The sequence below is a fragment of the Cellvibrio zantedeschiae genome (assembly GCF_014652535.1).
Taxonomy (GTDB): domain Bacteria; phylum Pseudomonadota; class Gammaproteobacteria; order Pseudomonadales; family Cellvibrionaceae; genus Cellvibrio; species Cellvibrio zantedeschiae.
This window is the reverse complement of sequence record NZ_BMYZ01000002.1, coordinates 561,689-581,755: the sequence shown is the minus strand read 5'-3', so window position 1 is coordinate 581,755 and position 20,067 is coordinate 561,689. Positions and strand designations below refer to the sequence as shown.

The 20,067-nt window shown below is 46.8% G+C and carries 16 protein-coding genes; 10 read left to right on the top strand and 6 right to left on the bottom strand.

Going from position 1 to position 20,067, the window contains the following annotated elements; all coding sequences use genetic code 11:
• Positions 1–244: 244 nt before the first annotated feature.
• The 7 genes from IE104_RS13375 (at position 245) to pelA (ending at position 10,684) form a co-directional block, all read left to right on the top strand.
• Positions 245–3,217 (top strand): ATP-binding protein, encoded by a 2,973-nt coding sequence (locus IE104_RS13375; protein ID WP_189419332.1) that lies wholly within the window; start codon positions 245–247, stop codon positions 3,215–3,217.
• Between the two features lie 97 nt (positions 3,218–3,314).
• A complete protein-coding gene (locus tag IE104_RS13370) occupies positions 3,315–4,736 on the top strand; it encodes a sigma-54-dependent transcriptional regulator (protein ID WP_189419331.1) in 1,422 nt (473 codons plus the stop codon).
• A gap of 1,067 nt (positions 4,737–5,803) precedes the next feature.
• The gene (gene pcnB, locus IE104_RS13365; RefSeq protein WP_189419330.1) at positions 5,804–7,153 is read left to right on the top strand and encodes a polynucleotide adenylyltransferase PcnB; all 1,350 of its coding nucleotides are present in this window, start codon (positions 5,804–5,806) and stop codon (positions 7,151–7,153) included.
• Between the two features lie 5 nt (positions 7,154–7,158).
• On the top strand, positions 7,159–7,635 hold the full coding sequence (gene folK, locus IE104_RS13360) for a 2-amino-4-hydroxy-6-hydroxymethyldihydropteridine diphosphokinase (protein WP_189419329.1): 477 nt from the start codon (positions 7,159–7,161) through the stop codon (positions 7,633–7,635).
• Positions 7,636–7,667: 32 nt separating this feature from the next.
• Positions 7,668–8,351 carry a deoxynucleoside kinase gene (locus tag IE104_RS13355; protein WP_189419313.1) on the top strand — a complete coding sequence of 228 codons (684 nt, stop codon included), beginning with the start codon at positions 7,668–7,670 and terminating at the stop codon, positions 8,349–8,351.
• Between the two features lie 109 nt (positions 8,352–8,460).
• Positions 8,461–9,300, top strand: a complete 840-nt coding sequence (gene panB, locus IE104_RS13350; protein WP_189419657.1) for a 3-methyl-2-oxobutanoate hydroxymethyltransferase — start codon at positions 8,461–8,463, stop codon at positions 9,298–9,300.
• A 163-nt stretch (positions 9,301–9,463) separates the two neighbouring features.
• Positions 9,464–10,684: a pectate lyase gene (gene pelA, locus IE104_RS13345; protein ID WP_189419311.1), complete on the top strand. Its 1,221-nt coding sequence runs from the start codon at positions 9,464–9,466 to the stop codon at positions 10,682–10,684.
• 284 nt (positions 10,685–10,968) lie between these two features.
• Here the strand turns inward: pelA and IE104_RS13340 are convergent, their stop codons facing one another.
• Complete coding sequence (locus tag IE104_RS13340; RefSeq protein WP_189419309.1) at positions 10,969–11,298, bottom strand: hypothetical protein; 330 nt, start codon at positions 11,296–11,298, stop codon at positions 10,969–10,971.
• A gap of 133 nt (positions 11,299–11,431) precedes the next feature.
• Between IE104_RS13340 and IE104_RS13335 the strand changes: the two genes are divergently transcribed.
• Positions 11,432–12,058 (top strand): LysE family translocator, encoded by a 627-nt coding sequence (locus tag IE104_RS13335; RefSeq protein ID WP_189419307.1) that lies wholly within the window; start codon positions 11,432–11,434, stop codon positions 12,056–12,058.
• Positions 12,055–12,540: a signal peptidase II gene (lspA, locus tag IE104_RS13330; protein WP_189419305.1), complete on the top strand. Its 486-nt coding sequence runs from the start codon at positions 12,055–12,057 to the stop codon at positions 12,538–12,540. Before IE104_RS13335 ends, lspA begins: the two co-directional genes overlap by 4 nt.
• Positions 12,541–12,588: 48 nt before the next feature.
• On the opposite strand, the gene IE104_RS13325 is transcribed toward lspA, so the two are convergent.
• The 3 genes from IE104_RS13325 to mrcB are packed head-to-tail and all read right to left on the bottom strand — an operon-like array spanning position 12,589 to position 16,122.
• Positions 12,589–13,065 (bottom strand): tetratricopeptide repeat protein, encoded by a 477-nt coding sequence (locus IE104_RS13325; RefSeq protein ID WP_189419304.1) that lies wholly within the window; start codon positions 13,063–13,065, stop codon positions 12,589–12,591.
• A gap of 28 nt (positions 13,066–13,093) precedes the next feature.
• Positions 13,094–13,771, bottom strand: a complete 678-nt coding sequence (locus IE104_RS13320; protein WP_189419302.1) for a DUF6438 domain-containing protein — start codon at positions 13,769–13,771, stop codon at positions 13,094–13,096.
• Between the two features lie 8 nt (positions 13,772–13,779).
• A complete protein-coding gene (gene mrcB, locus IE104_RS13315) occupies positions 13,780–16,122 on the bottom strand; it encodes a penicillin-binding protein 1B (protein WP_189419300.1) in 2,343 nt (780 codons plus the stop codon).
• A 238-nt stretch (positions 16,123–16,360) separates the two neighbouring features.
• On the opposite strand from mrcB, the gene IE104_RS13310 reads away from it, so the two are divergent.
• Positions 16,361–17,362 carry an adenosine kinase gene (locus tag IE104_RS13310; RefSeq protein WP_189419298.1) on the top strand — a complete coding sequence of 334 codons (1,002 nt, stop codon included), beginning with the start codon at positions 16,361–16,363 and terminating at the stop codon, positions 17,360–17,362.
• Between the two features lie 49 nt (positions 17,363–17,411).
• Here the strand turns inward: IE104_RS13310 and IE104_RS13305 are convergent, their stop codons facing one another.
• Positions 17,412–18,653 (bottom strand): sensor histidine kinase, encoded by a 1,242-nt coding sequence (locus IE104_RS13305; RefSeq protein WP_189419296.1) that lies wholly within the window; start codon positions 18,651–18,653, stop codon positions 17,412–17,414.
• Between the two features lie 46 nt (positions 18,654–18,699).
• Positions 18,700–20,064 (bottom strand): sigma-54-dependent transcriptional regulator, encoded by a 1,365-nt coding sequence (locus IE104_RS13300; RefSeq protein WP_189419295.1) that lies wholly within the window; start codon positions 20,062–20,064, stop codon positions 18,700–18,702.
• Positions 20,065–20,067: the final 3 nt, after the last annotated feature.

The following is a 20,067-nucleotide window of genomic DNA, read 5'->3' as shown; positions in this document are numbered from 1 at the left end:
GCTCCATAAACCTAAACAACGAACCGACCATGAACCATCAACGTCTCATCATTTTGCTGTTGCTGATTGCGTATTTGTTTTCGCCGTCGTTATTCACCTGGATTATTAGCCCCAGTGGGGTGTGGTATCGACCCTATCTTTTTTGGATGGGCTTGGTATTCGTGACTTTCCTTTTTCAATGGCGCCGCAAGAAACCGCACCATTTTGATTGATCTCAAAGAACAAAAATAATAGAACCAGACTTATGACTTTTGACTTTCTCCAAGTCGCCATTATCGGCATCAGTTACCTGCTTTTACTGTTCGGGATTGCTTACATTACCGAGCGCGGGTGGGTGCCCGAACGCATTACCAATCACCCGGTAACCTATATTTTCTCGCTCGGGATCTTTGCCAGCGCCTGGGCGTTTTACGGTGTGGTGGATTTAGCATTCCAGTTCGGCTATGGCGCTCTGGCTTATTATTTGGGAACGGGAGCCTTATTTCTCTTCGCGCCGGTTGCATTGGCACCACTGGCAGAACTGGCCCGTCGCCATCAAGTGCATTCACTGGCTGACTTACTGGTATTTCGTTACCACAGTAATGCCGTTGGTGCTTTGACGACGCTGTGCATGCTGCTCGGCATCATGCCGTTGATGGCACTCCAAATTCAGGCAATCGCCGACACCATGCATATTTTGGTAGTCAGCGGCAGCGGCATCCCATCGCTAACCGTTGCAGATAATGGCCTTACGTTTAAAGATGTTATGGCGCTTTGCTACTGCGCCATTCTCGCACTATTCACCATTTTATTTGGCTCCAACCGCGACCAACACCGCGGCCTTATCACTGCAATGGCCTTCGAGAGTTTGTTAAAAGTTTGCGCTATGTTTGCCGTGGGCCTAGTTGCAGTGTTCGGCGTTTTTAATGGCCTTGATGGCCTGAATGAATGGCTAGCCGATCACCCGGAAAACCTCGCGCTTTTGCATACACCGATTCAAGATGGCTCTTCGCATACGCTCTTACTTGTGTTCGTTGCCACTGCTGTCACCATGCCCCACATTTTCCATCTCGGTTTGGCAGAAAATCCCTTAATGCGCAACTCGCGCACGGTTACCTGGGCATTTCCACTATTCCTTCTGTTTATGGCGTTGCCGATATTCCCAATCCTGTGGGCAGGTTCGGAATTGGCTGTACCGCTTGATCCACAATATTTCACGCTAGGCGTGCCCATTTTATTTAACTCTCCTTCGCTCACGATTTTCGCCTTTATCGGCGGTTTATCAGCAGCGACCGGAGCCATGATTATCATTACCCTCGCGTTGGCGACTATGGTGATGAACCACTGGCTATTACCCAGCTTGCGCCTCGCCGCCCGCAACGACCTTTACAGCCAATTGATCTGGTTGCGCCGCATTCTGATCGCCACCATCTTCCTTGGCGGTTATTTGTTTTATTGGATTTTGAATAACCGTTACAGCCTGACGGATTTGGCTTTTGCCGCTTTTATCGAAACCTTACAGTTCCTGCCCGGCATCTTCGCCATTATTTTCTGGAGCCCCGGCAATCGTCGCGGCATGCTGGCTGGCCTGTCGGTAGGAACCATCATCTGGTTCCTGGGATTGTTGTTGCCAGTTTTCACGGGCATTAAGGTTTTACATATTCCGTTTTCAGAACTGTATATTCCAGTAGGCAACGAGTACTGGAACAGTATTACGCTTTTCTCTCTGGGCCTGAATACGGCGATTTTTATTGGGGTATCGCTGGTCACCGAACAATCTGAAGAAGAGCATTACAGTGCCGATCTCTGTGCCGCTGATGAACTGAGTCATCCAGTGCGCCAGGCTTTGGATGTCCACTCAGCAGCAGAATTTAAAGAGCGCCTCGCCAAACCGCTCGGCAAAGTAATCGCCAGCCGCGAAGTAGATAATGCACTTATCCAATTGGACCTGCGTATTAACGAACGCCGTCCCTACGCCCTGCGCCGCCTGCGCGACCAGCTGGAAGGTAACTTATCAGCGCTTATGGGAATCCATGTCGCCAGTGAAATTATGGATAACCACCTGCCCTTTAAAGTGGCCGATGAACGCGAAACATTAGACATTAACTTGATTGAAAACCGTTTGGCCCAATATCAGAACCATCTGACCGGTATGGCGGCTGAGTTGAATAACCTCCGCCTTTACCATCGTAAAACCTTGCAAGAGCTGCCTATGGCGGTGTGTTCCTTGGGGCCAGATACCGAGATCCTTATGTGGAACCACGCCATGGCCCAATTGACCCACACTCCCAGCGATGAGGTTACGGGTTCGTACCTTGAAGACATAGCTGAACCTTGGCGCAGCCTACTGACCGATTTCAGTAAAAGCCGCGAAATGCATTACTACCGCCGCGAGATTGAGCTTGAAGGCCGACCACACTGGATAAGCTTACACAAAGCCACCATTGAAGGCCCCATTACTGAAGGTGTTTATGATCAGGTGATGATGCTGGAAGACGTGACCGAAACCCAGTTATTGGAGCAGGAGTTGGTACACAGTGAGCGCCTGGCGTCTGTAGGTCGCCTTGCCGCAGGCGTGGCCCATGAGATTGGCAATCCTATTACCGGCATAGCTTGTCTGGCACAGAACTTACGCTACGATTCTGACAACCCGGAAGTACTGGAAACAGCAGATCAAATTCTCAGCCAAACAGATCGTGTGACACGTATTGTGCAGTCGCTAGTGGGTTTCTCGCATACCGGCCACACCGCAAAAAGCGAGTTCCAGGCAGTTATTTTGCGCGATTGCGCGAACGAGGCAATTAGCCTTTTATCCTTGCAAAAAGATAAACAACAAGTGGAATTTATTAACGAAATTGCAGCCACAGCTATTGTCGCCGGCGATACGCAGCGTATGATTCAGGTATTCATTAACCTGCTTTCCAATGCGCGCGACGCCAGCCCTGAAAATGGCCGTGTACTTCTCGCCAGCAATGAAGATGAATACTCCATCGACATTACGGTTACCGATGAAGGCAGCGGCATTCCACCCGACATTCAAGACCGAATTCTGGAACCCTTTTTCACCACCAAGGAACCCGGCGAAGGCACAGGCCTCGGCCTCGCTATGGTATATAGCATCGTGGAAGATCATGGCGGCTTGCTGGATATTGTCAGCCCCGTGGATACGGTGCGAAATCGCGGAGCACAATTCATTGTGAAATTACCGCGACATGTTGATTCTTTAGTGGATATTTAAGGTAGGATTACCAATTACGTTTTTGGGTTAGCAAAGGTTCCTTCCGGACCCTAGCCAACCTGAGTGTACTGATAACTGTTTAGGCAAGTCGATCGCTATGAGCAAGATTCTAATTGTTGAAGATGAGAACATCATTCGCAATGCGTTGCGCAAGCTTTTAGAGCGCAATCAGTATGAGGTAAGTGAAGCGCCCTCGGTAAAGGAGGCGACCAGCAAATTTAATCTCAAGGATTTTGACTTAATCATCAGCGACTTGCGACTGCCCGGCGCACCCGGAACAGACCTCATTAAACTCGCCGGTGAAACTCCCGTATTGATCATGACCAGCTACGCCAGCTTGCGCTCGGCAGTAGATTCCATGCGCATGGGAGCGGTTGACTATGTGGCCAAACCTTTCGACCACGATGAGATGGTCACCGCAGTTAAGCGCGTTATCGGTAAAGCAAAAGCCGCCAACAAAGCTGCTGCTCAAGGCCTAACCGCAAGTAAAGCGATTGCGGGGATGATTGGTAGCAGCGATGTTATGCAAGACCTTTACAACCGCATTCACAAAGTTGCCCCCACCGCCGCCACCGTATTGATTCACGGTGAGACCGGAACCGGTAAAGAATTAGTTGCTCGCGCCCTTCATGAAGAAAGCCAGCGCAACAACCATTTAATGATCTCCGTAAACTGCGCTGCTATTCCAGACACCCTGATTGAATCTGAACTTTTCGGTCACGAAAAAGGCGCGTTTACCGGCGCCGCGAGCAACCGTGAAGGCTTGGTCGCTGCCGCAGATGGCGGAACCTTGTTCCTCGATGAAATCGGCGAATTACCCCTGGAAGCCCAGGCCCGTTTGCTGCGCGTACTGCAAGAAGGTGAAGTTCGCCCTTTGGGCTCGGTTGAATCGCGCAAGGTGGATGTACGCCTGGTTGCTGCAACTCACCGCGACTTGCGCAAACTCGCTAAAGAAGGCAAATTCCGCGAAGACTTATATTTCCGTATCAATGTTGTCCAATTGACCCTGCCGCCCCTGCGTGAGCGCGGTCGCGACATCATTAACATTGCAGAATCACTTTTACAGCGTTACTGCAGCCAGTTTGGCAAATCCCAACTTAGACTCTCGTCCGACGCCGTAGAAGCCATCATGGCTTACTCTTGGCCGGGCAACGTACGCGAGTTGGAAAACGCCATGCAACGCGCCGTCATCCTATGTGAAGACAGTAGCGAAATCGGCTCTCACCTGCTCTCTATAGATGGTGATGCACCGGTTCAGGAGGCCGCTATCAGCGACGGTAACATGCTGTTTGGCCAAGCGCGTACGCTCGGCGGTAATGCAGCACGCCCAACCAAAGAAGTCAGTGAAGACTTATCCTTAGAGGACTACTTTCAGCGCTTCGTTATTGAACATCAGGACTCTATGAGCGAAACCGAGCTGGCGCGTAAACTCGGAGTAAGCCGCAAATGCCTGTGGGAACGCCGTCAACGCCTTGGCATCCCCCGCACCAAAAATAGCGCATCAAGCCTCGCTAAATAAGAGACAGGGAGAGCAATCTCCCTCGATCTATCACATCATATTTCTTATTCAACCTTTTAAACTCAAACCTGAAAAAGGTTTGCACGTTACCCTTTTGCTTATTTTTTAATCTTCCAGTTGAAAAATCCGCCAGTCCGTTACCCCCATGCACGAAACTGTTACCGCACATGAAGTGTTACCGATAATGAGTGAGCGGTAACAAATATCCAGAATTTTGTAACCCATAGAAATAACGAAAAGTTATAAAAACAAGGCGAAAAAACTTAACCCGCTGTTATATATAGTATTTTTTTTATTGGCATAGGAAGTGCTCTATGTCGGACACTAAAAACAATAAACAATAATAAAAAAAACCTTAATGACAATAACAACAACAAATAATAAGAAACTGAAAATTTACAATAACAACAAGAAACAATAAGAAACTGAAATATTTAATAACAACAAAAAACAATAATAAGCAGAAACATAAAAATAACGATACGTGGATTGAGCAAGACCGGCGCTAGAAGAAAAAAGCAATAAGATACTACAATAAAGCGGAAGACAATTAGGCAGAGGATGGGATAGCAAGCGAGTTTGGATTTGTGTACGGAAGCGCCCATTATTGCCATATGAGCACCTCAGTTGTGCTGCCCTCCTGACGGGAAAGCTGTGATGGCTTTCCCGTTTTCATTTGCGCCATCCATGGCGCAAACCCTGCGGGCAGCCTCCGGCTGTGCAAAAATGCTTTCCTGCATTTTTGTTCATTTGCGGATATCTAATCCCCTAGCAGCAACCTAACAGCTGGTTCAAATTAGCTCCACTGCCGTTTAGTCGCTAACCCAATCCCCTTCATCAGCTAAATACTCGCCAAGTAGGGGGTCGTCATCCTCAGCTAGGCGCCCCCGCTTACGGGGATCCATGGCTTTAACGACTTATTGGTTGAAAACATATCCAGAATTTCCTCCACCGCTCTAGGTCGGCATTAGATAACCACTGAAGGCTTTGATTTCCTCTGTAAAGCAGCTTCTGCTAAACTCGCGGCCTTTGCTTGCGCCTCTACAATCATTTGTGGCATGGATATTATGCTGAAACGTTTGATCAACCTTTTCTCTTCGCGACCTGTAGAACCCAAAAGCGGTTCCCTGACGGTAATTCCTCGCGATCAACACAATATTTCACGCAAAAATATCAGTCCGGCTGCGATCAAGATCATCAAGCAGTTAGAGGAAGCGGGCTTTACTGCCTACCTGGTAGGTGGTGGTGTACGCGATCTTTTATTGGGTGGTCATCCTAAGGATTTTGATATTGCCACTGATGCCAAGCCAGAAGAAATCAAACGTGTATTCCGCAGTGCTCGCATTATTGGTCGTCGTTTCCAAATCGTTCACGTACGTTTTGGGCGCGAAGTGTTTGAAGTAACGACTTTCCGGGGGCACCACGAAGACGTTGCCCATGCCAAATCCAAAACCGAAGAAGGCATGCTGCTGCGCGATAATGTTTACGGCACTATTGAGACAGATGCAGCGCGCCGCGATTTCACCGTAAACGCGCTCTATTACACTACCCGCGATTTTTCCGTGCACGACTACTGCAACGGTTTGGAAGACATCAAGAACCGCACCCTGCGTATCATTGGCGACCCTGCGACACGCTATAAAGAAGACCCGGTACGCATGCTGCGCGCCGTCCGCTTTGCGGCTAAATTAGGTTTTAAAATTGAACCCAATACAGCCAAACCTATTCGTGAATTGGGCAGCCTGCTTAACAATGTTCCCGAGGCCCGCCTGTTTGAAGAAGTGCTCAAGTTGTTCTTAAACGGTTCTGCAACCGCGACTTTCACTTTGCTACGTGAATACGATTTGCTGAAGCAACTGTTCCCCGGTGCGGACACCGCCATTAAAGCAGGTGACGAGTTGGGCGCCGCGTTAATCGAACGCTCCATGATCAACACCGATAAACGCATCCGTGCCGAGAAAACCGTAACGCCCGCATTTATCTACGCGGCCTTGCTCTGGCCAGCATTGCAACATGAGCAAAAATTGTTGGAAGGTAAAATGCCTCCGCAAGCGGCTTATCTCGAAGCTTGTCAAAACGTTATTAGCCGTCAATTGGCGCGCACGTCTATTCCCAAGCGCTTCCTGATTCCCATGCGCGAGATTTGGGATTTGCAGGCTCGTTTACCCGGCCGTCAGGGTATGCGCGCGCTGCGCTTATTGGATCATCCACGCTTCCGCGCGGCCTACGATTTTCTGTTGATGCGTGAAGATGCTGGCGAAAAACTTAATGGCTTGGGCAGCTGGTGGACCGCATTTCAAAGTGCCGATGATGAACAGCGCGAGCAAATGGTGAAAGATCTCGGCAAACAAAATACCACCAGCCGTCCACGTCGCCGTCGCCCACGCAAACCGGCAGGCGCGGCCAGCGCTGAATAATCTTCATGCTCGCTTATATTGGTCTCGGCAGTAATCTGGACAATCCACGTGCGCAGGTAGAACAAGCTTTTGCGGAGCTCGCTGCCTTGTCCGGGTGTGAACTCCTGGCTCGTTCACCGCTCTATGGCAGTACTGCCATAGGTCCGGGCGAACAACCCGATTACGTGAACGCAGTAGGCCTGCTGAAAACCGAATTAACGCCACTTGCACTGCTAGATGCACTGCAAGCCATAGAGCAAAGCCACAGGCGCGTCCGTCTCGAACACTGGGGCCCGCGTACCCTGGACCTGGATATATTGCTGCTGGACAACTTAAGTATCGATAGCGAGCGTTTAAAGGTGCCGCATCCTTATCTAACCCAACGCAGCTTTGTGCTTTATCCTTTGGCCGATATTGCCCCGGCATTACACTTGCCCGATGGCAGAAGCCTGCAAGAAGTTGTCGCCCTGTGTCCACGCGACGGGCTGGCACAAATAGAATAACCAGCGCACCCAATGCGCCTCAGGAGCTTGCTGTGAACCCTGTGTTTGAAGATTTATCATTGGATTTAAGCAACACCAGTCTTCCGCGTTACATCGCTGTAGAAGGCTGTATAGGCGTCGGCAAAACTACCCTCGCACGTAATATTGCCAATTTATTCAATTACGACATGTTACTTGAGCAACCGGAAGAGAATCCATTTCTGGAACGCTTTTACAAAGATCCCAAATCTACCGCGCTGCCCACACAATTATTCTTTCTATTTCAACGTGCGAACCAATTGCAGAGCTTACGTCAGAGTGACATGTTTGAACCCGTGCGCATTGCCGATTTCCTGATTGAAAAAGACCAGCTTTTTGCGCGCGTGACCCTGGACGACGATGAACTCAACATCTATCGCCAGGTTTACGAAAAACTCATAATCGATGCACCACGACCTGACTTAGTGATTTACTTGCAAGCGCCGCTGGATGTACTTTCAGATCGCATTCGCCAACGCGGAATTTCCAGCGAGCAATACATCAGCACCGACTACCTGAAAGCGCTCAATGATGCCTATACGGAATTTTTTCATTACTACGACGGCGCGCCATTGCTAATCGTTAATGCAAAAGATTTAAACCTTGCGCAAAACCGTGAGCATTTCAAACAATTGGTTGAATACATTCTTACGATTAAAAGCGGCCGCCATTATTACAACCCGACGCCAATGCTATGAGTTATGTGCAAGTTCTTTATTGTAATCAAGCTCATTTGCGCCATACTTTTTGATCAGAAATTCAATAGATTCCAAACCGCGCCAACCGCGCTCACAAGACGATTTCACTATGCCTTACGGAACCATTTCCCACAGCACCTCCACCACTAATAGCGCGCTCACTAAGGCCGTTACCATTAACACTCTGCACAAACTGAAAGGTTCGGGCGAAAAGTTTGTGGTTATTTCGCTTTACGATGCACACATGGCCGCTATGGCGCAGCGTTGCGGTGTTGAAGTGGTGTTGGTTGGTGACTCACTCGGCATGACGGTTCTGGGTTATGACAGCACCATTCCGGTCACTATGGAGCAAATGATTTATCACGTGGAAGCCGTAGCGCGCGGCAACAAAAAGTCGCTGATTATGGGCGACCTCCCCTTTATGACTTACGCCACACCGGAAGATGCGCTGCGCAATTGCGCGCGTATCATGCAAGCCGGCGCGCATATGGTAAAACTGGAAGGTGGCGAATGGCTGGCAGATACAGTGCGCATGTTATCTGATCGCGGCATTCCGGTATGCGCGCACATAGGATTAACGCCACAATCTGTGAATAAGTTTGGCGGCTTCCGCGTACAAGGCCGCGAGCAATCACAAGCGGATAAATTACTCGCCGACGCAAAATTGCTGGCAGATTCCGGCGCAGACTTATTGTTAATGGAATGTATTCCCGCCGCTCTCGCCGAGCAAATCACGGCAGAAATTTCTATTCCAACTATTGGTATTGGCGCCGGCAAAGATACAGATGCGCAAGTATTGGTCATCAATGACATTCTCGGTTTAACTGAACAACCGCCCAAATTTTCTAAAAACTTTTTGCTGGAAGCTAATGACATTCCCGGCGCCATGCAAAAATACGTTGCTGATGTAAAAGCCGGAATTTTCCCCGGCCCGGAAAATAGTTTTTAAAATAAAATAAGCTACACTTCAGCCACAAATCGCAGACAAAAAAACAATACATAAATATTTATAAGAAGGCATACAGAAAGGATTCACCACTCGGTCAGTATCAAAAAAGCCTCGCTGCAAATGCGGAGCATAATTACAAATGCAAAAACTCGACGGGTGATCTATGCAAGTCAACTTGGTTTTTTTACATCCCAAACATCTGAAATATGCGCTTTCAGGTTTTTTACTTTTAGCTCATTTTTCTGTAGCTGCAACCGGCGAAGAACGTACCGCCAACCCTGTTCCCGACACACCTGAGTGGCACGCCTACATCGCTAAATCTAATCACTGGCAAACGCTGGATAGCGAAACCATAGCTGCCGAAGTTTCAGCACTCAGTCTTACCACTGCAAAATCTCCCGAGCATGCCAAAGAGTTTGGTTTTGACCCAAAACCCGCCGATGAATGGTTTAAAAGCGCTGAGGGCGAGCGTGTTATGGCCATTATTCTTTCTTACCAAACTCCGTCGGGCGGTTGGTCTAAACGCACCGATATGACGAAAAACTTGCGACAAAAAGGTGAAGCCTTTGGCGTTGAAAAAAATTACATCCCCACTTTCGATAACAACTCCACCACAACACAATTGCAATTACTTGCGCGCGCCCATTCAATCACTCACAAAAAAATCTACGCACAGGCATTTGAGCGCGGTGTACAACTGATATTGGATGCGCAATATCCCAACGGTGGCTGGCCACAAAATTATCCGTTGGTTGGCGGTTACCACGATCACATAACCTATAATGACAACCTTATAAAAAACCTCATGGAATTACTGCGGGATATCAGCCTGGGTAAAAATGAGTTTGGGTTTACATCCAAAAAACTGCGCGCAAAAGCACTCGCCAGTTTTAACAAAGGTTTGGAATGCATTAAGAAAACCCAGGTCGTTACCAATGGCCAACGCACTATTTGGGGTGCGCAACATGATCGTATTAGTCTTGCTTCCACTAAGGCGCGCAATTTTGAAATGACATCTCTCGCCAGTGCTGAAAGTGCATCGCTGCTGGATTTATTGATGGATGTAGAAAAGCCAGATGCAGAGCTGATAGAGGCCGTTCATGCAGGAGCTAAATGGTTAGATAACAATAAAATTATCGGGCAGCGCTGGTCGCGCAATGATGTAAATTTACAGCCAGATCCAAGTGCCTCGCCTATCTGGGCCCGATTTTATGAAATAGGAACCAACAAACCGATTTTCGGCGACCGGGACAGCACTGTGCATTATTCGATTGCCGAAATATCTGAAGAGCGCCGTAAAGGCTATGGTTGGTACATAGGGAACGGTAATAAGGTATTGGAGAAATACAGAATCTGGGCAGAAAAATATCCTTTAAAAAATTGATTTTAATGCAGCCCAAAAAGCATCAATTTAAAGGCATAAAAAAACCGGTGCTGAAACAGCACCGGCCAAGACCATACTAGAGTACAAAATAAAGGGGAATTCCAACTGGGCAACAAGTAAACCCAACTGAGACTACGTGCAACAGCGATGCACTCATCAGTAACTTAAGTATTAGCGCTGATCAAAAAATTGCCAGTTCACACAATAACTTTTTTACATTGATTTGAGATAAACCTCACAAATTAATGGGAAAAAGCTATAAAACGGTCGCCAAATTCCGTTTTTTAGCGAACAGGGAGCGATACGGCGTCATTAATTAAGCCATCCAATTTAGCAGCTGTACTTGAACGCAACACAAATTCATCCAAAACTTTGCGCAGCCGAGTCAACTTGGCGCGAGCTGCACGAAACTCCGCAGTAATAGGTTCATACACCAAATCATGGTCTAAAACGCTAAGCTTACCGATTTCCGACAATTCCGAATGGACCGCACTGATAATGTCGTAAAAGAAATCTTTGCGATCCACCGTGCTGGCTTCCCAATAGGCGTCATTGAGCCCTGCTGCTAGTCCCTCAAGAATTTTTACTGCTTTGGCAATGCTGGCATTGGTCATATTTCACCTGCTAAAAGATCAATAATGCATTGAGTATAGAAGAGAATTTTGCGAACACGGGTTAAATGCGCCAAGTTGCGCTAGCCCGCAAGAACCAGCTCCACTAAGATAGCGGCCTTGCGTGGGAACCCTAATGCCAATTACCAATTTCAGCTTATTTCTGTCGATCACTTTTGTTGTGTCTGCAAGCCCAGGCCCGGTGATGCTCTCATGTATGAGTAACGGCGGTCGCCTGGGTTTGCGTAAGGCATTTGTGGGAATGATGGCCGCCAGTTTTGGTAATCTGGTTTTAGTTGCACTCTCGGCACTAGGATTGGGCTTTATCATCAGCCAGAACGACTTATTGTTTAATGCGTTAAAGTGGTTGGGCGCGGCCTATTTAATATTTTTGGGGGTGCAAATTATCCGCACACCTGTCGCTATTGAAAGCGCAAATAAGGTAGCGTCGATAAGCTCCATTAAATCGGTGTGGTGGAGCTCGTTTTTTATCGCTGTTAGTAACCCCAAGGGGTTAATTTATTTCGGTGCATTATTTCCGCAATTTATAAATTACCAGCAACCACTTGCACTGCAGTTTTTAGTGTTGACGATTACGTTTCTAATTACCGATTTAATGTGGATGCTGATCTACGCTATTGCTGGCAATAAAATTATGTTGTGGCTTAAAGCACCAAAACATCAAATGTGGTTTAACAGTATTTCAGGTTGTGTATTAATTGCCGCCGGAGTTTTTATGGCGCTTTCAGGAAATGTTCGATGAAGAAAAAATTATTATTGATAGGTGTAACATCCGTCATTTCAATCGCCATTGATCAATGGACAAAATTTCTAGCCACCCAACATTTATTGGGACGCGAAACACTCAGTTGGTGGAATGACTTTTTTGTTCTCACCTATTCAATCAATCACGGCGCCTTTTTAGGTTTGGGAAAAGATTTACCCGAAGGTGTTCGCGATACCATTTTCAGCGGCTTAGTCAGCGTGTTCTTAATTGGCTTTACTGTTTACGCCCTACGCGACAAAACCATGAATAATTTACAAAACCTCGCCTGCGGTTTGGTATTAAGTGGTGGTTTTAGCAACCTCTACGATCGCATAACCAATAACGGCGGCGTTGTGGATTTTATGAACATGGGCATTGGCGGTTTGCGTACGGGCATTTTTAATGTTGCGGATATGGCAATTATGGCGGGGGTATTTTTGCTGTTGATTTATTCGTACAAAAGCGACGTTAAAAAATAAAAAACCGCCACCTTGTTAAAGATGGCGGTTTTAATACCGGAAAAATTCTTATTTCTGCAACGAATCCCTAACCTGAACTAAAGCTTGCGCTAATTCTGTTCCCGCCTGCGAATAGCGAATTCCCTGCTGCACAAATTGCATGGCAAGCTGGGTATTCGCTAATTGAACGTAACTTTGTGCTAACACTAAATAAACCTCTGGCGAGCGACGATCAATTCGCAGTGCCCGCTCTGCAGTCGCAATTGCAGCATTGTAATTTTTTGCTTGATATTGTGCGCGCGCCTGGCTCACCAAGCTCGCCGTCGCATTGCTAGTCGCCGTTGGTACCGGAGCCTGGGTTTGCGGAACTGCTTGCGGTGGAGCAACGGGCTCAACAGGTTTTTCAGGTTGCTTTACCACCGGTGGCGCCACAGGTTCAGATTTCTCAATAACTGGCGGTGCGGATTGGGTAGCCACATGACTTGCACACCCCACTAATTGGGTAACCGCAAAGCACAGACTCACACATATAAAAAATCTTTTCATCAAAACTCCACTTATTGCGCTGGAACACTCAATCTTTTTGGATGATTTCAGGCTCTTCAGCAGCCTGACTCCAATGCACCCATGGTATCAAGTCTGCTGTTCTTCCTTCCATAGTACAGACTAATCCAGCGGGCGAATAAGTTCCTAATACAGCCATTTTATCAACAATGGCCAAAATATCCTTCTCTACAAGAGTCAATTCTGTAGGAGCGGTTAAATCACCCAAGTAGTGATTAACATTGTGTTCACTATTTTTATGCTTAAAAGAAACTCTATAAGTTTGCCGATCTGTGACATCCATATGTTGAAAATCAGCGTAATTTTCGAAGCCAATCAATTTTAGCTTTATCGCCAAGTCGCGGACTAATTGCTTATCCAGATGCGAAATTTGATTCGCTTTGCAAACGTATTTCTCGCCTTTAAACTCCGCACGCCCTGAACCATAAAGAGACAGATCATATACCGGGCAAAACCCGTGGCACTCTGTTGTATTAAAACTGATTAGGGTTGAATCATCCAAATTGGCTTTATCAGTATCTTGCGTATCGCGGGTAATCTTAAGCCACTTCATCCTCACTTCTGCAACAGCAAGAGCGACTTTATGCTGAAGTTCAAAGTCGTATGCTATGCGAATGTAGATAAATCGCCCAACAACCAAAAGCGCAACGACCAACAAAATATAGATAAATATCCGCTTGATAGTCATAAGGCTCGTTAATTAAAAATTTTCTGCCACCAGTGCTCTTCCGCACCAGCTTTAATTTTGCATTCTGCAGATTCTTTAGGTTTAAAATCGTTGTGCAATGGCAGCCACATTGCACCCTCGCAATGCTCTGCACTTAATAAACCGGTGCTGGTATCAATCCAATCGTAGCTTACACCTTCTGGTGGTTGTTGGTTTACACCTTGGGTTGGTAGTTGACGCATCAAATCGGCCCAAACTTGTAGCGCACCACTCGCGCCGCTAAGCGGTGTTTTTGAATTATCATCTTTACCAACCCACACCACTGCTAAATGCTCGCCACTGAAACCGGCGAACCAACTATCACGTTGATCATTTGTAGTGCCGGTTTTACCCGCAAGCGGAAGCGATGCTGGGAAAGAATTATAAACACTGCGCCCCGTACCCTCGCGTAAAACAGCTTGCAAGGCATACTGTAATTCAAACGTGCTTTGTCCGGAGAAACGTTGGTCCAATTCAATAGGGTAACGTTTAAGTGGTTGACCTTCCGCATTCAAAACTTCGCGAATAGCATGCAGCGGTGTGTAAACACCTTCTGCCGCCAGCGTGTGATATATCCCCGTTACTTCCATGGGCGACATATCTACCGCGCCAATTAAAATAGAAGGCACTTGCGGAATTTCGCCGTTGTAACCCGCTGCTTTAACCGTTTGCACAACAGATTTAACACCCAACTGCATTCCCAAACGAACTGTTGCCTGATTTTCAGAATGCGCGAGCGCGCGATAAAGCGGCATATTGCCATGACTTAAATTGTCAGCATTTTTGGGCTCCCACATTTTTCCATCGCCGCCTTTAATGCTAACGGGATCATCACTAATGAGAGTGCCAAGGTTATAAGTTTGTGGTTGATCGAGCGCGGTTAAATAGACAAAAGGTTTCATCAAAGAACCGATTTGACGGTGTGCATCCAACGCGCGGTTTAATCCGGGGAAGCGCGGATTTTTATCGCCAATCAGCGCAAGAATTTCGCCGCTACCAACTGACGTCACCACCATACTGACTTGCATGTCTTTTAATTTATATTGCTTTTCAAGTTGCGCAACGCGTGTAGCTGCTGCTTTTTCTGCAAGCCGTTGAACCATGGGGGCGATGGTGGTAAAAATACGCAGGCCTTCTTTGCGCAAATCATCTTCCTGATAATCCTGTTTCAATTGGCGTTTTACCAAGTCCACAAAAGCAGGATAATTAATCAGGCTTACATCGGTTTCTGCAGCCAACCCCAAGGGTGAAGCTTGAGCAATTTTAAATTGTTTATCATCAATTAAATTTTCCTGATGCATAACACTCAGCACCAGATTACGGCGATTTTTTGCGCGCTCTGGATTGCGCCAAGGATTATAAAAGGATGCTCCTTTCACCAATCCCACGAGCAACGCAATTTCCTGTGCGTTTAATTCATGCAGCGGTTGACGGAAATAATGTTGCGCCGCTAAACCGAACCCATGAATTTCACGCGATCCGCTGCGGCCTAAATAAACTTCGTTAATATAAGTTTCCAAAATTTCAGATTTGCTGTAATGCAGCTCCAACAAAACCGACATTATGGCTTCGGGAATTTTGCGCGTTAAACTTTGTTCAGATGTCAGATAAAAATTCTTCACCAATTGTTGTGTGAGTGTACTGCCACCCTGCACAACTTCACCTTCCCGAGCGTTGACCCAAATTGCGCGCAAAATTGCTTCTGGCGATACACCGTGATGCTCTAGAAAATGTTTATCCTCAACCGCTAATAAAGTTTCACCCAACAGTGGGGGCAATTGGTCTAATTTAACCAACACACGGTCTTCAATATTGTTGGGGTAAATGCCGCCAATTTCTTCTGGCTCCATACGTACTAACGGCAAGCCAACGCCTTTCTCATCCATAAGCGACGCAACTTTTCCTTCATCTATACGCACGGTAAAACGTTGCGGCTCTTCGCGCTTATCCCAGAAATTAAATCCACGCGTATAAATGTCGTAGGTAACTTCACTACTGCTGGCAGCGCGGCGTGTCATTTGGCCAGAGGAGGTTATGCTGGCGGAGGTGCGATATCCCAGCGCTTCCAATTCTTTTTCGAATAACACCGGAGTTAACGGCAGGCCTTCATAGAGTTCTAGCGGCCTTGAATAAACCCGAGCGGGCAAAGACCATTTTTTTCCCTCAAATTTCTCGCGCACGACTTTATCGAGGTATAGGCTCCAGACACCCAAAATTAATGCACCGATCAACATACCGGCAAGACATATCCAGAGTATTGGCTTCCACGGGATGTGGACTGAACTCGCACCAGAAGGTTTTTTACTACGACTTAGAAAACGACGTTTGGTCATTAAAAAGATCCGACAGAAGATGGATACGATAGTGAAGTGCAGCTCTGGAAATTCATTTTCGGCGATAACAGCGTGATTTTAAGGCTGCCAGCGCACATAAAATAGATTTCCACAATTGTTCACAGTTTAGATGGCTAGACATTTTACGGGTTCGATAAGGCTTTATCGAGTTAAACCTTTTCAGCATAATGCTCCACCTCACACATTCGATCAGACACCCAATCACATAGGTTTTTCCATGAGCAAGCAATATCACATTTACGGCATAGGCGCCGCCCTCGTCGATACCGAAATCACCCTTAGCGACGCTGACCTGACCGCCATGAATGTAGACAAAGGCGTTATGACCCTGGTTGATGAAGCCCGCCAGCGCGAACTCATTAACTACCTTGCTGATCACTTGGTAGCCTCACACAAAGCTAGCGGTGGCTCAGCAGCCAATACGATTATCGCCGCAAGTTATTTTGGCTGTAACAATGTCTATTCCTGCAAAGTGGCCGACGATGAAAATGGCCGCTTTTACATCAAGGATATTAAAGCCGCCGGTGTCACCTATCCTGCGCATATTAACCCGCCTGCAGGCACGACTGGTAAATGCCTGGTCATGATTACACCTGACGCTGAACGCACTATGAATACCTTCCTCGGCATTAGTGAAACTTTGTCGGTGGCGGAGTTAGATGTGGCTGCCATAGCACAATCGCACTTTGCGTACATTGAAGGTTATCTGGTGACATCACCCACTGGTCGTGCTGCCGCAATTGCCTTGCGCCAACATGCGGAAGCCAATAGCACACGCACAGCGCTGAGTTTGTCAGACCCGGCCATGGTGCAATTTTTCCGTGACGGTTTAGTGGAAATGATCGGTAATGGTGTGGATATTTTATTCTGCAATAGCGATGAAGCCATGGGCTTTACCCAAACCGAAAGTCTTGAAGCAGCAGCGGAAGCATTAAAGAAATATTGCAAACAATTCGCCATTACCTGCGGCAGCGACGGCGCACTGTTATTTGACGGCGAAACCCAAATTAAAATCGCAGGCAATAAAGTTACCGCAGTAGATACCAACGGTGCAGGCGATATGTTTGCTGGCGCATTCCTTTACGCCTTAAGCCAAGGTCACGACTTTAAGAAAGCTGGTGACTTTGCAAGCTTGGCTGCAAGTAAAGTGGTTGCGCAATTTGGCCCGCGTTTGAAAGCGGAACAACATGCGGAATTGAAGAAAGCATTTTTCAGCTAATGGAAATATTAAAAAACATCAGGCTCGGCTTTTGCCAGCCTGAAAAGTATTACGAATGATGGGCAACTGTCGGCAAAAAAATCCTTATCAATAAACCTGCGTCTCGATTTAAAAGTTCAAACCTGCCACCGTGACCTTGAACAATATCCTGACACAAGGTTAGGCCAATGCCTGAACCTTTTTCTTTGGTGGTATAGAAAGGAACCAATGCATGAGTGATCACTTCTTCGCTCATGCCGCCAGCATCATCTTGCAGCTCGATAAGCAGACAATCTGCCTTTTCAATTAACGACAATTGCGTTCCTGCGGCAGTAGCTCCAGCTTCTGAAGCATTTTTAAGGCAGTTTAATAACAGCTGTGCCAATTGGGTTTGATCTAGCGGCCAAATATTTTTTGGTAAAGCGCCCAAGAGTTCAAACTCGTAGTGATCCTGTAACTCATTAATTAACTGCGCCCAATTTACTGGTTGGCGTTGTGGCGCAGGTAATTTGGCGAAATTAATATAGTCCTGCAAAAATTGATTTAAATGTTGGCAGCGCTCGCCAATCGTTGAAAAAATATCCGCGAAAGATTCCAGCTCTTTTGCCTCCGCTTGAATGCGGCCCGAGTACGCAAGGGAGGACATGGGAGCCAGGCTGTTGTTTAGTTCATGGCCTATAACTCGTAACAGTTTTTTCCAGGCTTTAATTTCTTCCTGATGAATCTCTTTGGTTACCGGTTTGAATTGATAAAGAAAATGGCTGCGTTGGTTAAGTTGAAAACGGCTACTGGATAAATGCCAGATAGAGGCGGACTCGTCAAAAAACACCAGGCTTTGCTGTTGTGCGAGAGCAGCTTTTACTTCTGGTAATTGTTCCAGAAGCACGGAAAATAAGCTGCCCTCAAAACGTTTACCTTTGTTTAATAAAATACGGGCTGCAGGGTTGCTTAAGAGCACGCGACCGTCTTCATCGGTTAAAACCAGCGCACTAGGGCTGGTTTGCAAAACCGTATCCAATAACAATTCACGCTGATAAAGACTCGCACGTTCACGCTGCAAGTGATCTGACATTTCGCTAAGTGCTTTTGCGGTAGGCAGAAGCTCGTTGAGCAGATGGGTATTTGCCGACAGATTAAATGCGTTATCGCGCAAGCTATCTGAGTGAAGATTAATCGCTTTAATTTCGCGTTCCAATGATCGGTATGCGATGTATTGCCATATACATAACAAAACGACCGAAGCTAACCAGCCGCCCCACAACCAAATTTGCTGTTCAACTGCCAGCTTCGCATTTATTAAAACAAAGGCCATTAAAGCATAAGCGCAAGCAATTGCTAAAAGGCCATGAGTTCGCAGTTTAAATTTTGGCAAGGCCATAAAATTCCATTCGCCGGTAAAGCGCTTGTCGAGTAATGCCTAATTCTTTGGCGGCGCGCGATACTATACCTTGATGCTGTGCCAACACGCGCTTTAGTGTTTGTTGATCAATATCATCCAGCGCACGATTTTTATTTGCGCCGCTTACAGTCAATTCTACTATTGAAGACTTGTGATTTTGCAGTAACAAATCCTCAATCTCAATGGCATCACCATTGGAAAGTAATAAGGCACGCTGACAAACATTTTGCAATTCACGTACATTACCCGGCCACGCATAATCCAACATTTTTTGTTCCGCTGCGCGCGATAAGTTTTTTTGCCCTGCAAGAAAGTGCTTTGCCAGCGGCAGAATATCGTCACGACGCTTTGCCAAGGGTTGTATCTTTAATTCCACAACATTGATGCGGTAATACAAATCCTGGCGAAATTCCCCAGCACTTATAGCGTTCGGCAAATCGGCATTAGTTGCACTTAATAAACGCACATCCACCTTACGTGTAACGCTGGAGCCAAGTCGCTCAAACTCACCGGTTTGCAATACACGCAACAATTTTATCTGGCCAGATAAAGGTAGATTGCCAATTTCATCCAGAAACAAAGTTCCACCATCGGCTGCCTCAAAGCGACCTATACGCACCTTTGTTAAACCTGTATAGGCGCCCGGCTCCGCACCAAATAATTCAGCCTCAATTAAATCAGCAGGCAGTGCACCCATATTTACTTTAATAAAAGGCTTTGCGCGGCGATTGGAGTTTATGTGCAACACATGAGCGACACCTTCCTTCCCTGTACCATTTTCACCCGTAATTAATACAGCGGCATTTGAAGGCGCAAGTTGTATTGCCATTTGTAATAGCTGCTCCATAGCCGTACTGACAAATATCAAACCACATAAATCCTTATTAACAAAGCTTGCGTGGCGCTCTTGTTGCTGGCGCTCACTTAAACGTTGTTGATCTTGCAATACTTTTAATTTAAGTGTGTTGGCCACAGTGGTAATCAGGCGCTGGTCATCCCAAGGCTTGGCGATGTAATCAATCGCGCCCGCTTTAATCAGTTCAACAACCATGTCTAACGAGGTCCAAGCCGTCATTAAAATAATAGGCACGTCAGGATGTTGCTCGCGCAATTGATAGAATAAATTTTTACCCTGCGCACCATGCATTTCACCTTTGGTGAAGTTCATATCTTGCAATATCAAATCGATACTATTTGTTTTTAAATGCTGCAAGGCTCGCGCAGGGCTATCTGCACAAATGACTTGATAACCCTGCCACTGAAACAAAGTTTCCAGCGCGCCGCGCACTGCATCTGAATCATCGATAATAAGAATATTCGGCATAAG

What these genes read in the sequence shown, in the direction of transcription:
- IE104_RS13375 (WP_189419332.1), top strand. Translation starts at nt 245, where the DNA reads ATGACTTTTGACTTTCTCCAAGTCGCCATTATCGGCATCAGTTACCTG.
- IE104_RS13370 (WP_189419331.1), top strand. Translation starts at nt 3,315, where the DNA reads ATGAGCAAGATTCTAATTGTTGAAGATGAGAACATCATTCGCAATGCG.
- pcnB (WP_189419330.1), top strand. Translation starts at nt 5,804, where the DNA reads ATGCTGAAACGTTTGATCAACCTTTTCTCTTCGCGACCTGTAGAACCC.
- folK (WP_189419329.1), top strand. Translation starts at nt 7,159, where the DNA reads ATGCTCGCTTATATTGGTCTCGGCAGTAATCTGGACAATCCACGTGCG.
- panB (WP_189419657.1), top strand. Translation starts at nt 8,461, where the DNA reads ATGCCTTACGGAACCATTTCCCACAGCACCTCCACCACTAATAGCGCG.
- pelA (WP_189419311.1), top strand. Translation starts at nt 9,464, where the DNA reads ATGCAAGTCAACTTGGTTTTTTTACATCCCAAACATCTGAAATATGCG.
- IE104_RS13340 (WP_189419309.1), bottom strand. Translation starts at nt 11,298, where the DNA reads ATGACCAATGCCAGCATTGCCAAAGCAGTAAAAATTCTTGAGGGACTA.
- IE104_RS13335 (WP_189419307.1), top strand. Translation starts at nt 11,432, where the DNA reads ATGCCAATTACCAATTTCAGCTTATTTCTGTCGATCACTTTTGTTGTG.
- lspA (WP_189419305.1), top strand. Translation starts at nt 12,055, where the DNA reads ATGAAGAAAAAATTATTATTGATAGGTGTAACATCCGTCATTTCAATC.
- IE104_RS13325 (WP_189419304.1), bottom strand. Translation starts at nt 13,065, where the DNA reads ATGAAAAGATTTTTTATATGTGTGAGTCTGTGCTTTGCGGTTACCCAA.
- IE104_RS13320 (WP_189419302.1), bottom strand. Translation starts at nt 13,771, where the DNA reads ATGACTATCAAGCGGATATTTATCTATATTTTGTTGGTCGTTGCGCTT.
- mrcB (WP_189419300.1), bottom strand. Translation starts at nt 16,122, where the DNA reads ATGACCAAACGTCGTTTTCTAAGTCGTAGTAAAAAACCTTCTGGTGCG.
- IE104_RS13310 (WP_189419298.1), top strand. Translation starts at nt 16,361, where the DNA reads ATGAGCAAGCAATATCACATTTACGGCATAGGCGCCGCCCTCGTCGAT.
- IE104_RS13305 (WP_189419296.1), bottom strand. Translation starts at nt 18,653, where the DNA reads ATGGCCTTTGTTTTAATAAATGCGAAGCTGGCAGTTGAACAGCAAATT.
- IE104_RS13300 (WP_189419295.1), bottom strand. Translation starts at nt 20,064, where the DNA reads ATGCCGAATATTCTTATTATCGATGATTCAGATGCAGTGCGCGGCGCG.